Source organism: Saccharibacillus alkalitolerans (genome assembly GCF_011090185.1).
In the GTDB taxonomy this organism is placed as follows: domain Bacteria; phylum Bacillota; class Bacilli; order Paenibacillales; family Paenibacillaceae; genus Saccharibacillus; species Saccharibacillus alkalitolerans.
The window spans coordinates 552,581-566,809 of sequence record NZ_JAAFGS010000001.1; the positions used below are offsets into that span (position 1 = coordinate 552,581).

Annotated in this window: 10 protein-coding genes; 8 read left to right on the forward strand and 2 right to left on the reverse strand. The window is 59.6% G+C overall.

The genetic code is table 11. The features are described 5' to 3' along the window. Positions 1–50: 50 nt before the first annotated feature. Entirely contained in the window at positions 51–1,130 is a 1,080-nt protein-coding gene (locus GYN08_RS02250; protein WP_166272093.1) for a bifunctional 3-deoxy-7-phosphoheptulonate synthase/chorismate mutase, read from the reverse strand. Between the two features lie 314 nt (positions 1,131–1,444). Here GYN08_RS02250 and ald point away from each other — a divergent pair, with 314 nt between their 5' ends. The 7 genes from ald to GYN08_RS02285 all read left to right on the forward strand — a co-directional run bounded on the left by ald (position 1,445) and on the right by GYN08_RS02285 (position 11,105). After that, on the forward strand, positions 1,445–2,581 hold the full coding sequence (gene ald, locus GYN08_RS02255; protein WP_166272095.1) for an alanine dehydrogenase: 1,137 nt from the start codon (positions 1,445–1,447) through the stop codon (positions 2,579–2,581). Continuing rightward, positions 2,578–3,033 (forward strand): OsmC family protein, encoded by a 456-nt coding sequence (locus tag GYN08_RS02260; RefSeq protein ID WP_166272097.1) that lies wholly within the window; start codon positions 2,578–2,580, stop codon positions 3,031–3,033. Before ald ends, GYN08_RS02260 begins: the two co-directional genes overlap by 4 nt. A 166-nt stretch (positions 3,034–3,199) precedes the next feature. Then, positions 3,200–4,621, forward strand: coding sequence for an aspartate ammonia-lyase (aspA, locus tag GYN08_RS02265; RefSeq protein ID WP_166272099.1), 1,422 nt, complete (start codon positions 3,200–3,202; stop codon positions 4,619–4,621). Between the two features lie 359 nt (positions 4,622–4,980). Continuing rightward, positions 4,981–7,293: a helix-turn-helix domain-containing protein gene (locus tag GYN08_RS02270; RefSeq protein ID WP_166272101.1), complete on the forward strand. Its 2,313-nt coding sequence runs from the start codon at positions 4,981–4,983 to the stop codon at positions 7,291–7,293. Between the two features lie 368 nt (positions 7,294–7,661). After that, a complete protein-coding gene (locus GYN08_RS02275) occupies positions 7,662–8,645 on the forward strand; it encodes an ABC transporter permease (protein WP_166272103.1) in 984 nt (327 codons plus the stop codon). An 18-nt stretch (positions 8,646–8,663) separates the two neighbouring features. Beyond that, on the forward strand, positions 8,664–9,551 hold the full coding sequence (locus tag GYN08_RS02280; protein WP_166272105.1) for a carbohydrate ABC transporter permease: 888 nt from the start codon (positions 8,664–8,666) through the stop codon (positions 9,549–9,551). A gap of 54 nt (positions 9,552–9,605) precedes the next feature. After that, positions 9,606–11,105, forward strand: coding sequence for an ABC transporter substrate-binding protein (locus GYN08_RS02285; protein ID WP_166272107.1), 1,500 nt, complete (start codon positions 9,606–9,608; stop codon positions 11,103–11,105). A 228-nt stretch (positions 11,106–11,333) separates the two neighbouring features. On the opposite strand, the gene GYN08_RS02290 is transcribed toward GYN08_RS02285, so the two are convergent. Further along, complete coding sequence (locus GYN08_RS02290; protein ID WP_166272109.1) at positions 11,334–12,371, reverse strand: LLM class flavin-dependent oxidoreductase; 1,038 nt, start codon at positions 12,369–12,371, stop codon at positions 11,334–11,336. 324 nt (positions 12,372–12,695) lie between these two features. On the opposite strand from GYN08_RS02290, the gene GYN08_RS02295 reads away from it, so the two are divergent. Beyond that, a complete protein-coding gene (locus GYN08_RS02295; RefSeq protein ID WP_166272111.1) occupies positions 12,696–14,150 on the forward strand; it encodes a serine hydrolase in 1,455 nt (484 codons plus the stop codon). The last annotated feature ends 79 nt before the right edge of the window (positions 14,151–14,229 follow it).

Sequence of the window (14,229 nt, forward strand, 5' to 3'; positions counted from 1 at the left end):
CGAAAAGTTCAAAAAAGAAGCCCTGCGAGTGAACTCGCAGGGCTTCTTGATTAAGAACGGGGACCGAACAAACCGGAATTTTTGAGCCCGTCCCAGAACGCGCCGAACTGGGGAATGTCCAGCTGCTGTCCGGCGTCGGACAGAGCGGTCTGCGGGTCCGGGTGAACTTCGATCATGATGCCGTCCGCGCCTGCGGCCAGAGCGGCTTTGGCGCACGGGAGCATGATGTCTTTGCGGCCCGTGGAGTGCGTCACGTCGACCATGACCGGCAGGTGGGTTTCCTGCTTGAGCAGCGGAACCGCCGAGATGTCGAGCGTGTTGCGGGTCGCTTTTTCGTAGGTGCGGATGCCGCGCTCGATCAGCATGATCTGTTCGTTGCCGCTGACCATGATGTATTCGGCCGCGTGGATGAACTCGTCCAGCGTCGCGGACAGGCCGCGCTTGAGCAGGACCGGAATCTTCGCTCCGCCTACTTCCTTAAGCAGCTCGAAGTTGTGCATGTTGCGCGCGCCGATCTGGATCACGTCGATGTAATCGGCCGCGATGTCGATATGCGAGGGGTGCACGATCTCGCTGATCGTCGCCAGTCCGAACTCGTCCGCCACTTCCTTCAGCAGCTTGAGGCCGTCGAGACCCATGCCCTGGAAATCGTAAGGAGACGTTCTCGGCTTGAACGCGCCGCCGCGCATGACCGTCACGCCGGAATCTTTGAGCGCCTTGGCGACCGTCCGAAGCTGTTCGCGCGATTCGATCGAGCACGGGCCCGCCACGAGAATCGGACTCGGTCCGCCGACTTCCACGCCTTTGAACGTAACGATCGTGTCTTCCGGGCGCTTTTTGCGGCTGACCAGCAGCTGGCGCTTATGGTCTTCCTGCTGGATGTTCAGCGACGCTTTGAAGATTTCCTTGAACAGATGCTTCAGCGTGCTGTCGGAGAAAGGTCCTTTGTTGAGGGCGGTGATCCGGTCGAGAATTTCCTTCTCGCGCTCGGGCTCGAACTTCGGCACGCCCTGCGATTCTTTGACCTGTCCGATTTGGTGCACCAGTTCGGCGCGTTTGCTGAGCAGTTCCAGAAGCTGGGAGTCGATTTCGTCGACGCCGGCCCGCAGCTGTTCCAATGTTTCGTTCATGTGTGCATAGTCTCCTTTGAGCTGTCATCCCGCCTCTTCGCCGACGTAAACGCGAAAGAGCGTCAATACTCGCTTCGCTTTACCGCGTTGTTTCGGAGCAGGAGTGAAAAGCGTATTTCTCACATTCTAATCCGGGCAGCGCATACATAGCAAGACGCGATAGGTTTTTTGGTCAAAAAAGGCGAAAAAAAGGCGGATTTCTTTTTATGCGCCGTATGTTAAAATGGAAATTGGGAACTTTAACCAGCTTGATTGCGCCGGTTGGAGTCGACTCTGCTAAAGGTTAGATCAGCCTATTGACGGGGGGAACGAGCATGATTATCGGAGTGCCGAAAGAAATCAAAAACAACGAGAACCGGGTAGGCTTGACGCCGGCTTCGGTCCGGGCGTACGCCGCCGAAGGACACGAAGTGCGGATCGAGACGGGCGCGGGGCTGGGCATCGGATTTTCGGACGAAGATTACCGGGATGCGGGCGCGGTCGTCGTGGACGATGCGGCGGAAGCCTGGGCGGCCGAGATGGTGGTCAAGATCAAGGAACCGCTGGAGAGCGAATACGGCTTCTTCCGCGAGGGACTCATTTTGTACACGTATCTGCATCTCGCGCCCGAGCCGGCTCTCACCCGCGCGCTGCTGGACAGGGGCGTGACGGGCATCGCCTACGAGACGATCCAGCTGAGCAACGGCAGCCTGCCGCTGCTGACGCCGATGAGCGAGGTCGCCGGCCGCATGTCGATCCAGATCGGCGCGCATTTCCTGGAAAAGCCGTTCGGCGGCAAAGGCGTGCTGCTCGGCGGCGTGCCGGGCGTGGAGCCGGGCCGCGTCACGATCGTGGGCGGCGGCATCGTCGGCGTGAACGCGGCCAAAATGGCGGTCGGACTCGGCGCGGACGTGACGATCCTCGACATCAACGCGGACCGGCTGCGGCAGATCGACGATCAATTCGGCGGACGGATCAAGACGCTCATGTCCGATAAGCACAATCTGGAGACGGCGGCGGAGCGCGCCGACCTGCTCGTGGGAGCCGTGCTGATTCCCGGCGCCCGCGCGCCGAAGCTCGTAACCGAAGAAATGGTGAAGACGATGGGCGCCGGTTCGGTCATCGTCGACGTGGCGATCGACCAGGGAGGCTCCATCGCGACCATCGACCGGATCACGACGCACGACGATCCCGTATACGAGAAGCACGGCGTGCTGCATTATGCGGTGGCGAACATGCCGGGCGCGGTCGCGCGCACGTCGACGCTGGCGCTGACGATGGTGACGACGCCGTACGGCCTGCAGATCGCGCGCAAAGGCTTTCGGCAGGCGGCGCTGGACAATCCCGCGCTGGCGAAAGGCATCAACACGTGCGAAGGGCGCGTGACGTACCGGGCGGTCGCGGAGGCCCACGGTTTGGCGTATACTGAAGTGGAAGCCATTTTGAACGCAAAGGGAGAGAGTATCGCATGAATCACGTATTCCGGCTCAAAGCGGACTGGAACGGAGGGCGCAACAGCACGGGCACGATCGAAAGCGGAGAGCTGAAGACCGAAATTTCGATTCCGGAACCGATGGGCGGGCCTGGTGTCGGCACCAACCCGGACGAAATGCTGCTCGGAGCGGCGGCGATCTGCTACATTATCACGCTTGCGGCGATGCTGGAGCGTTCGTCCATCGAAGTGGAGAGCCTGACGCTCGATTCCGAAGGCGTCGTGGACGTCACGAACAATATCTTCACGTACAAGTCGATCACGCATCGTCCGCTGCTCGTTCTGGCCGGCGGCCAGGGCGAGGAAGCGCGGACCAAAGCGGAACGGCTGGCGCACCAGGCGGAAAGCTCCTGCATGATCACGCGGGCGCTTCAGGGCAACGTCGACGTCTCGGCGGAACCGACGATCACGGTCGCCGAGAAGACGCTGTAAGAAGCCCGGAAGGCGGCGGGAACAGGGAACGGAGCGCAGGCGCCCCTTCCTTGTTTTCGGCTGCGCGCCCGGCGGCTAAATCTTAAGTTTTAAATACCCGATATAAGGATATATAGGCAGCAAGAAGGCCTGAAAGCGAATACGGTTCTGAGAGGACGGAAAACGGATGCAACCGCAGTTTCGGATAGAAAAGGATTTTCTGGGAGCCAAGCAGGTTCCTACGGACGCCTATTACGGCGTGCAGACGATGAGGGCGATCGAGAATTTTCCGATTACCGGCTACCGGATTCACGAGTCGATGATTCGCGCGCTGGGCATCGTGAAAAAAGCGGCGGCGCTCGCGAACATGGAGGTGGGACGCCTGCAGGCTCATCTGGGCGCTCCGATCGTGGAAGCGGCGGGCGAAGTGATGGACGGCGTATGGGACGCGCAGTTCATCGTCGACCCGATCCAGGGCGGCGCCGGAACGTCGATCAATATGAACGCCAACGAAGTGATCGCGAACCGCGCGCTGGAGTTGATGGGCAAGGCCAAGGGCGATTATTTCCATCTGAATCCGAACGTGCACGTCAATATGGCGCAGTCGACCAACGACGTGTTCCCGACGGCGATCCATATCGCGGCGCTGTCGCTCGTCGAGAAGCTGGAAGACACCATGGAGCGTCTGCAGCGTTCGTTCGAAAACAAAGCCCGCGAGTTCGACCACATCATCAAAATGGGGCGTACCCACCTTCAGGACGCCGTTCCGATCCGTCTCGGGCAGGAATTCGCCGCCTACGCGCGGGTACTGGGCCGCGACCTGCATCGGGTGCGCCGCTCCAAAGAGCTGCTGCACGAGGTCAATATGGGCGCGACGGCGATCGGTACCGGCCTGAACGCGGACGTTAACTATATGAGCGCGGTCGTGGTCAAGCTGGCAGAGATCAGCGGCATGCCGCTGCGCCACGCCGAAGACCTGGTCGACGCGACGCAGAACACGGACGCCTATACCGAGCTGTCGGGCGCGCTGAAGATCTGCATGATCAACCTGTCGAAGGTGGCCAACGACATCCGCCTGCTGGCTTCGGGCCCGCGCGCGGGATTGGCCGAGCTGAAGCTGCCGGAACGCCAGCCGGGCTCGTCGATCATGCCGGGCAAAGTCAATCCGGTCATGTGCGAAGTGGTCAATCAGACGGCGTTCCAGGTTATCGGCAACGATCATACGATCTCGCTGGCGTCCGAAGCCGGACAGCTGGAACTGAACGTGATGGAGCCGGTGCTGGTGTTCAATCTGCTGCAGTCGATCAGCATCATGAACCAGGCGCTGACCGTGTTCCGCACGCACTGCATCGACGGCATCGAAGCCAACGAAGCGAACTGCGCCGAATACGTCGAGCGCAGCGTCGGCGTCATCACGGCGCTCAGTCCGTATCTGGGCTACGAGATCTGCGCCCGCATCGCCCGAGAGGCGATGACGACGGGGCGTTCCGTGCGCGATCTGTGCCTGATGCACAACGTGCTGAGCGAGGAGGAGCTCGACATCATCTTGAATCCGTTCGAGATGACCAAGCCCGGCATCGCCGGTTCGTCGAAGCTGACGCGGGACTGACCGCCTTTTCGGCAAGAACGCGGCCCGGCTCCCGGCGAAGAGAAACGGCCGCTTTCGCAACTTCGGAAGAAGTTGCGGAAGCGGCTTTTTGCCGTGCGGAAATCGCTTCCGAAAAAAGCGCGGGCCGCGGCCGTTTCAAGTCGAAATCGTGCTAAAGAACGTCGGAATCGTGGAACCCCAAGAACGCTCTTCGAGGCTACCATGGAATACAAGGAATAGGCTGCCAGGAGAGGGACGCCGTCATGCCGGAGACTGAAAAGGAACACGTGAAGCTATGAATGGAAAGGATTTACAAATCAAAAACGAGGGGTTATAGTGAAAAAGCGGCAGGGCATCGATACTTCGGGGAGGGAAGGCGCATGAACATCCTGCACGATTTTCGTTCGCGCAAATATTTGCAGCGTATTCTGCTCAGCTTCATGCTGGTCGTCGCCGTGCTGGCCGCCGTCTCGCTGCTGCTCAATTCCAGCGCGCGAAGCCGGGTGATCGGCATGCAGGAAGACGCCGACCGGAAGCTGCTGACGCAGATCAACTACAATATCGAGAACATGAACGGTATCGTCACGAACCAGGCGGTATCGATGTACAACGACGAAGAACTGATCGCGCTCAAGTCGGGCGGGGATTACAGGCAGAGCATCCTGAAGATCGGCCGGCTCAACCGCACGGTCGCGGCTTCGCCTTACCTGCATGCCGCCGTCTTTTACAACGGCGCGCAGCGGCGCTTCTTCTCGTCGATCAATCACGATCTGGCCAGCAACGAGATGCTGTACGGCGCGCTGCAGAATTATATGAAGAGCAGCTCCGTCGTGCCGAAGCTGCAGCTCGTGCCGCTCGATCTCGATGGAAGCGGCACGGGCATCGACGTGTTCGCCATGTTCATATACGACGGTCCGTCCGTCGGCTCCGTCAACGACAATCTGCTCATTCTTACCGTAAAGCCGGGCTGGATGCTCGACAACATGAAAGCGCTTAACCTTGTGTCGGAACGCAAAAACGATCTGCTGTTTCTGGCGGACGGAAGCGGCCGTATTTTGCTGTCGACCGCCGGAGATCTGCCGGAAGGACTGGACGCGCGAAGCGAGCTGCTGCCGAAGATCGCGTCTTCGAATCCGACGCTGGGCTCGTTTCCTTACGACAGCGGAGGCCAGAGGTACAAAGTCACTTATCTGAACCGGGCGACGAACAATTGGCAGATCGTCAGCCTGCAGAATGCGGACGAAGTGCTGGGCAGCGTTCGGCAGATGAAGTGGACGGAAGCGGTCGTGCTGCTGTCCGCGGTGACGTTCGCGGTGCTGCTGTCCGTGCTGTTCGCGCTGCGGCTGTACAAGCCGGTCGGGCAGCTGCTGTCGCTGGTTCCGGAGAGCGGGCGTCCCGCCGCGCGCGCCGGCGACGAGCTGACGCTGATCGCGGCGAACGTGACCGAAATGGCCGGGCGGCTCAAAGGGCTGGAGCAGGAGAGGGCTTCGCAGTCCAATATTGCCAAAAGCTATCATCTGCGCAGCCTGATTGGCGCAAGCGAAAGCTTGGACGAAGCGGCGTTTGCGCGCCTTCGCGAACAGTACGGACTCGACGTGTCCGTCGGCGCGCCGATGAGACTGGCGCTGGCGCAGATCGACGATCTGCAGGGGCTCGCCGGCCGGCCGGGTTCCCGGATGGAATCGCTGCTGGCGTTCGCGGTGGCGAACGTGGGCCAGGAGCTGCTGCGGGAGTTCGGTTCCTGCGAAGCCGCGGAACTGAAAAGCGGGCATCTCCTCTTTATCGTCGGCGCGGAGCCTCGGGAACTGGACCGCCTCGGCGAGCGGTTCCGCGAACTGCAGGAGACGATCCGGCAGTATTACCGGACGTCGTTTACCGTGACGCTGACCGAACCCTTCTCCGATTACCGCGCGATCACGCCGATGTATCAGCAGGCCGTGCGCCATTCCGGCTACCGGATGATTTTGGGCCGCGGCTCGGTGATCGAGCCCGAGCAAATCCGAAATAACGAGGAGCGCGAAGCGCTGGAAATTCCGCAGGAACTGGAACGCCGGCTGAGCGAGGGGCTCAAAAGCGGCCGGCTCGAAGACGCGGAGCAGGCCGTGCGGAGCTGGCGGACGACGCTGTCGGGCTTCAGCGCCGAAAACACGTTTTCCGCGGTGCTGCATTTGACGGTGACGCTCAGCGGCACGCTGGGCGAATTGAACCGCAACAATCTGCATCCGCTGCCGGTCAATCTGCAGACCGTCAACCGGCGCATTTTGGAAAAGGAAACGCTGGACGAGATCGAAGAGGCGCTGCTGGAGATCGTGCGGGAAGTATGCGGGCGAGGCCGCAGCGGGAGAGAAGACAAAAGCCGCCTGCTCGCCGAGACGGTCAAAGAGATCATCGACAAGCATTACGCCGATCCGGACCTCAACGTGCAGCGGATCGCCGACATGCTGAAGGTCAGCACCATTTATCTCGGCCAGACGTTCAAGACGGAAGAAGGGCAGACGGTCGTCGACCGCATCAACGCTACCCGATTGGCGCGGGCCAAAGATTACCTGGAGCAGCAGAGCCTGACCGTGACCGAGATCATGCAAAAAGTCGGATTCGGCAACGAAAGCTACTTTTACCGGCTGTTCAAAAAACGCTACGGCGCGACCCCGAAAGAATACCGGCTGAAATCGGCGATCGAGCGCAGCACATAGTCTTGAACTTTTCGTTTATGCCCGGCGGTTTCGGCCGCGCAGCAGGCCCGTGCAGCAGGCCCGCAGCCCTTACCGGATGCGGGCTTTTGTCATGTCCCGCCTCCCGGACCGCTCGCTCTGCCGCAGCCGGACTTTGTTCGCCGCGCTGCCCGGGAATCCGCGCCGTTACAGCTTTTCGGGAACTGTACAGCGGGATAGTACAGCAATTATGGCATTGTACAGTAACGAATGATAGCGCTTTCCTCTATCGTTGGAGATGCGAAAGCCGCAGCCTTCGCCGGATATGCGCCGGAGAAGATTCGCCCAAAGAAAGCCAACGAAGAAGAAACCCGAAGGAACGCTGGACAAAAGGGAAAGGAGCTGGAGACATGTCGGACAAAGTATCGCTCGCGGCGAAGACCTCCCAAGCGCCCGCCGAAGCCAAGCCGCGCAAATCGTGGCTTGCCAGGGAGCTTCGCCATTTCCGCAACAACCGGGAACTGTTTCTGCTGTCGCTGCCGGGCATCTTGTACAAATTGATTTTTGCCTACATTCCCATGATCGGCATCATCATCGCCTTTAAGAACTATCGCTACGATCTGGGCATCTTCGGCAGCAAATGGGTGGGGCTGGACAATTTCCGCTATCTGTTCTCGACGGACACCGCTTGGAGAATCACCCGCAACACGGTGCTGTACAATGCGGCGTACATCCTGATTACGCTGGTCGCCGCGCTTCTGCTGGCCGTGCTGCTGAACGAAGTCAAAGCCAAATGGAGCCGCTTTTACCAGACCGCGCTGTTTCTGCCGCATTTTCTGTCTTGGGTGCTGGTCGGCTACATCGCGTACGCGTTTTTGAACCACGCCGACGGCTTCGTCAACCGTACGCTGATGGCGATGGGGTTCGATCCGGTCAGCTGGTACCAGAACGCCGGCGCCTGGCCGTTCATTCTGGTCACCGTGCATTTATGGAAAGTGATCGGGTTCAATACCCTCATTTATTTCGCCGGCATCATGGGCATCAACAGCGAATATTACGAAGCGGCGAGAATCGACGGCGCGACCAAGCGGCAGATGGCGCTCAAGATCACCGTTCCGCTGCTGAGCCCGCTGATCGTCATCCTGCTCATTCTGTCGATCGGCAGCATGTTCCGCGGCGACTTCGGTCTGCATTATTTTATCCCGAACAACTCGGGCTTCCTGTACGGGTCGACGGATATTATCGACACGTACGTGTACCGCGCCCTGCGCGAAGTCGGCAACGTCGGCATGTCGGCGGCTACCGGGCTGTATCAATCGGTCGTCGGGCTGATTCTGGTGCTGTCCGCCAACGCGATCGTCAAAAAGATCAATCCCGATCATTCGCTCTGGTAAAACGAAAGGAGGAAGCTTATGGCGCGCCAAAAAATCGAGTTGTCCAAAGTCGCGATCAATCTGTTGTTCACGCTGCTGTCGCTGGCCGTCGTGCTGCCGTTCGTGCTCGTCATTTCCGTGTCGCTGACCGACGAGAAATCGCTGACCGAGTTCGGCTACCGCTTTATTCCGGAAACGTTCAGCCTCGAAGCGTATCGCTATATGCTGGATTCGCCGGAAGTGCTGCTGCGGGCGTACGGCGTCACTTTGACGATCACCGTGGTCGGCGCGGCGCTCGGGCTGCTGCTGACGGCGATGACCGCCTACGTCATTTCGAGAACCGACTACCGCTATAACCGGATCACCACGTTTTACGTCTTTTTCACCATGCTGTTCAGCGGAGGGCTGGTCCCGACCTACATCTTGATCACCCAGTATCTGCATCTCAAAGACAGCCTGCTGGCGCTGATCCTGCCTATCCTGCTGTCGCCGTTCAATATTATGGTCATGAAAGGCTTCATGTCCAAGATTCCGCTGGAAATCATCGAGTCGGCGAAGATCGACGGCGCGCGCGAGTTTCGAATCTTTTTCCGGATCGTGCTGCCCCTGTCGCTGCCGGCGCTGGCCACGCTCGGACTGCTGATCTCCTTTACTTACTGGAACGAATGGTTCAACGCCATGCTCTACATCGACGATCCGAACAAGGTGCCGCTGCAATTGCTGCTGGTGCGGACGCTGAACAGCATCGAATTTCTCACGTCGAACTCGGAATTCACGCAGCAGCTCGGCATCGACCTGTCCGCGTTTCCGAACAATTCGGCCCGGATGGCCATCGCGGTGCTTGCGGGCGGGCCGATGCTGGTCATCTTCCCGTTCTTCCAGCGCTTTTTCGTGAAAGGGCTTACGGTCGGTTCGCTTAAGGGCTGACTTGGAGAAATAGCAAGGCAGGCGAAATTCAAGCAGACATGGGAGGTCGTACGAATGGGAAAAAGAATGGTCAAGCTGTTGGCTCTTGCGGGATTGGCGGTCGCTCTGCTGTCGGGCTGCGGGAGCGGAAGCGGCGGCAGTACGGCGGCGGGAGAAGCGGACGAAAACGGGTTGAAGCCGGTTACCCTGACCTGGTATTACCCGCTGTCGCAGCTGCAGGCGGATCAGAATAAAGTGGAAGACGCCGTGAACGCCATCACGCGGAAGAAGATCAACGCGACCGTCAAATTGATGCCGGTGCCGGTGGGAGACTACGTGCAGAAGATGAATACGGTGCTGGCGTCGGGCGAAAAATTCGATATTCTCTGGACGGGTTACATGCTGAAGCCGGAAGAGCTGGTGCGCAAAGGCGCGATCCGGCCGATGACCGAGCTGCTGGACGAATACGCGCCGGAGCTGAAAAAGGACGTGCCGCAGACGATGTGGGACGGGCTTACGGTCGACGGCGATATCTACGCGATCCCCAATCAGCAGATCAACGGCGGACGCTACGGCTACATTATCAAAAAGGAACTGGCCGACAAGTACAAGCTGGACGCGGCTTCGCTGAAAGAGGTCGAAGATATCGAGCCTTTCCTCGCCCAGATCAAAGAAAACGAGCCGGATATTATCCCGTTCGGCAATTTCGGCGGCAACTTCGACTTCAACGCGCAGATGTACGGCAAAGGCTTCTGGTCGGTGCCGGGGCTGGACGGACATTTTTACATCAAAAAAGACGATCCGACCTATCAGCTGCACCGCTATCCGGAGGAGGAGCTGGACATCTACCGACTGGCGAACAAATGGTATGACGCGGGCTATATTTACAAGGATGCGGCGACGGCGAAAAACACGGACTTCATGGCCAAAGGTAAGATCGGAACCGAGTTCAATCTCGTCATGAAGCCCGGAATCGAGGCCGAAGTCAAAGCGAAAAACGGCGGCAACGACGTCGTTATCGCGCCGCTCAGCGGCTGGTATTCCAACGGTTATTCCGCGACGACTAACCAATCGCTCAGCCGCACGTCGGAGAATCCGGAACGGGCGATGATGCTGCTCAATCTGGTGAATACGGACAAAGAACTGTACAATCTGCTCTGCAACGGCATCGAAGGCGAGCATTACAAAAAGCTGGAGGGCGAGTATATCGAAGCGCTGCCCGATTCCCGGTACAGACCGAACGCGGATTGGGTATTCGGAAGCGTGTTCAACTCGTATCTGAAGGAAGGACAGCCGGAAGACGTCTGGGAAGAAACGAAGAAAATCAACGAAAGCGCGGACTTGAATCCCGTAGGCGCATTCAAATTCAATTCCGAGCCGGTCAGCACCGAGATCGCCAACCTGAACGCCGTCTGGGACGAGTACAAGCGCGGCATCATCACCGGCACGCTGAACTTCGACGAGACGTGGCCGGGACTGCATACGAAGCTCAAAGAAGCGGGCGAAGACCGCTACGCGGAAGAAGTGACGAAGCAGTTCGAGCAGTTTTTGCGGGAGTCCGGACTGAAAAAATGACCCGGGCGGCTTGCATGCCTCAGCGGGAGAAGGGACGGGGAGCGCGATGCCGCGAATAGAACGGCCGACGCTCCGCGAAGGCTCCGTTTCCCGCGGAACGGGAAATTACCGGCAGGGATGGGGAAGTTAGCGGACGACAAAAGCCGCGCGGCGGTGCCGTGCGGCTTTTTTTTGCGTTCCTGCTTTGCGGTTTCGGCGCGCAGCCGTATACCGCGCGGCGCCGCCCGCTTAAGAGCGGGACTGCGTCTGGACTTCCGGCTCCGCGTTCAGGCCGAACGCTTCGGCCACGAGGCGCACCGACTTCAGGCGGGCGTCGAAATCGTGGATCGACGAGACGATCATCAGCTCGTCGGTCCGGTATTCTTCGGAAAGCTGAAGCAGCCGCGCTTTGACCTGTTCGGGCGTGCCGACGACGCGGTAAGCGCGGGTCGCGGCGATCTGCTCGCGGTCGTACGGGGTATACGGATAGTCCATGGCCGTCTGCACGGACGGCAGATAAGGCAGTTCCATGCCTTTGTACATGGCGAGGAAGAACAGATCGGAGCTCGAAGCGAGCTGCTCGGCTTCTTCTTCGGTATCGGCGCAGACGACGGTAATCGCGGCAAGCGATTTCGGTACCTGCGACATCAGGGAAGGCTCGAAGTTGTCATGGTAAAATTCCGTCGCTTCCGCTCCGCCCGGCGTGCCGAAGAACTGGGCGAACGCGTAGGAGGCGCCGGTCTGAGCGGCCAGACGGGCGGTGCCGCCGCTGGAACCGAGCAGCCACAGTTGGGGCGAGGTATCGACCGAAGGCGAAACGCTCAGGCCCGCGAAGCGATGGTCGGCGGGTACGGCGTCGTTCAGATAAGCGATCAGATCGATGATCTGCTGCGGATACGGGTCGGCGCTGTGATAATGGCCTTCCTGAAGCGCCCGCGTGGACAGCGGCCGTCCTCCGGGAGCGCGGCCTACGCCGAGGTCGATCCTCCCCGGGTACAGAGCCTCGAGCAGCCGGAAATTCTCCGCTACCTTATAAGCGCTGTAATGCGGGAGCATGATGCCTCCGGAACCGAGCCGGATGCGCGACGTGTTGGCGGCCAGATGGGCGATCAGCACTTCCGGGCTGGAATGGGCGAGCGCCTTCGAACTGTGATGCTCCGATACCCAGAAGCGGCTGTAGCCGAGCTTGTCCGCTTCCACGGCGAGGCGAGTCGTCGCCTGCAGCGCTTCCTTGGGACCGGAGCCTTCCGTAATGGTCGATTGATCGAGAATGCCGAGCTTAAGCATGTATGGGTTCCCCTCTCGAAGCTTCATCGCAAGCGATGAGGCCGATCATAAATTTTGCTGAAGCGTCAGCCGCTTCGTGCCTCGGCAGGCGGGGCAGACGGCTGTACCTAATCATTTGATACCTCAACTATTATATCAAATTCGTAAACGATCGTCAAAATAATACTAACTATATAAAATATAGTTCGTTCGGATTTCTTCCGGATGACGAACGTTGACGATTCGCACAACTATTCGGCCTTGAGTCTGTATATATACGTGACGGCATCGAAGACCGAATTGGCGCGCCGATGCGCCGGAATGACGACAGGGGGATTCAAAAAGATGATCACAAAGCGGAAAAAAGGCTCGGGATGGACCCGAATCGCGTTAAGTGCCGGGATGGCGCTGATCGTGGCGGCGGGCGTCATGCCTGTGCAGGCGGCGGAGGCCGCGGGGAAAGAAAGCTTGCAGGCGGCCGTGCCGACAGGCGCAGCTTCGATTCAAGCCGAGATCGACGGACGGCCCGCGCAGTGGGGAGACAGCGTCTATACTTACCGTTCGCTGACTTACGTGCCGGTGCGGGAAGGCGCCGTTTCGCTGGGAGCCCGGGTGAAGTGGGACAAAGCGCAGCGGGCCGCGATCGTGACGCTGAACGGCGACGAGCTGCTGTACCGGCCGGATTCGGAGACGGTCTCGGTCAACGGATACGAATTGAAGATGCCGGGCACGACCCGCTACGTCGGAGGGATCTTGACCGTTCCGCTGCGCGGGTTGACGGAGCCTCTCCGAGCAAGCGTCAATCCGGTCTCGAGCGGCGGCGTGCTGAATTTGTCGCTGAAGACGGACGCCGCGACCGTCTTCGACGCGAAGCTGGAAGCCGTCAACGCCTATCTGAAAGAAAAAGAGTATTCGGGCAGCGTGCTGATCGCTCAAGACGGCAAAGTGTTGATGCGCAAGGCGTACGGCTTGTCCACGGACACGACGACCGTTCGGCCGACGGATCAGATGCGGCTCGGTTCGCTCACCAAAGCCTTTACCGCCGCTTCCATTCTGAAGCTTGAGGAAGAGGGCAAGCTGAGCACCGACGATACGCTTGCCCGGCATATCCCCGACTACCCGCGGGGCGACGAAATCAAGCTGTCGATGCTGCTGTCGCACACGTCGGGCATCGCGCTGAACTTTGTCCGCAAGGAAGGGACGCCGCTCTCGGAGACGGTGGAAGAAATCAAAAAAAGCCCGCTTAAGTTCGCTCCCGGCACCGATTACATGTACAGCAACAGCGGCTATGTGCTGCTGGCCTACATCATCGAGCAGACTTCGGGAATGAGCTATGCGGACTTTGTGCAGACGCGAATCCTGGACCCGCTCGGCATGAAACACAGCGGCACGGCCACCCGGCAGACGAAGACGCCGACCGGCTACGAATACGATTGGCAGACGGCGGCATGGAACCCGGTAGGTTATTACTTCTCGCCTTCCGGCACCGGCAGCCTCTATTCCACGCTCGACGACATGCTGATCTGGTCGCAGGCGCTGAGCGCCGGCAAGGTTCTGTCGGAAGAGACGATGGAGCGCATGTATACGACGAGCCCTTACAAAAACTACGGTTACGGCTGGCATGTCGACGGTCAAGGTTCGGATCGGGTGGCGTTCCACAGCGGCGGCGGAGACGGTTATACGACGGGGATCCGGCGCGGACTGAATGACGGCACGGTCATCATTCTGCTGAGCAACCACGGCGGCCTCGACACCAATGCCATGACCGCCAAAATTCGGGAGCTGGCTTTCGGGCAGTAAAAGCGCGCGAACGCGGAGAAGCCGCCGGGGAAACCCGGCGGCTTTTCGGTATTCCGATGGCGCTTCTGCGCCGAAGCGC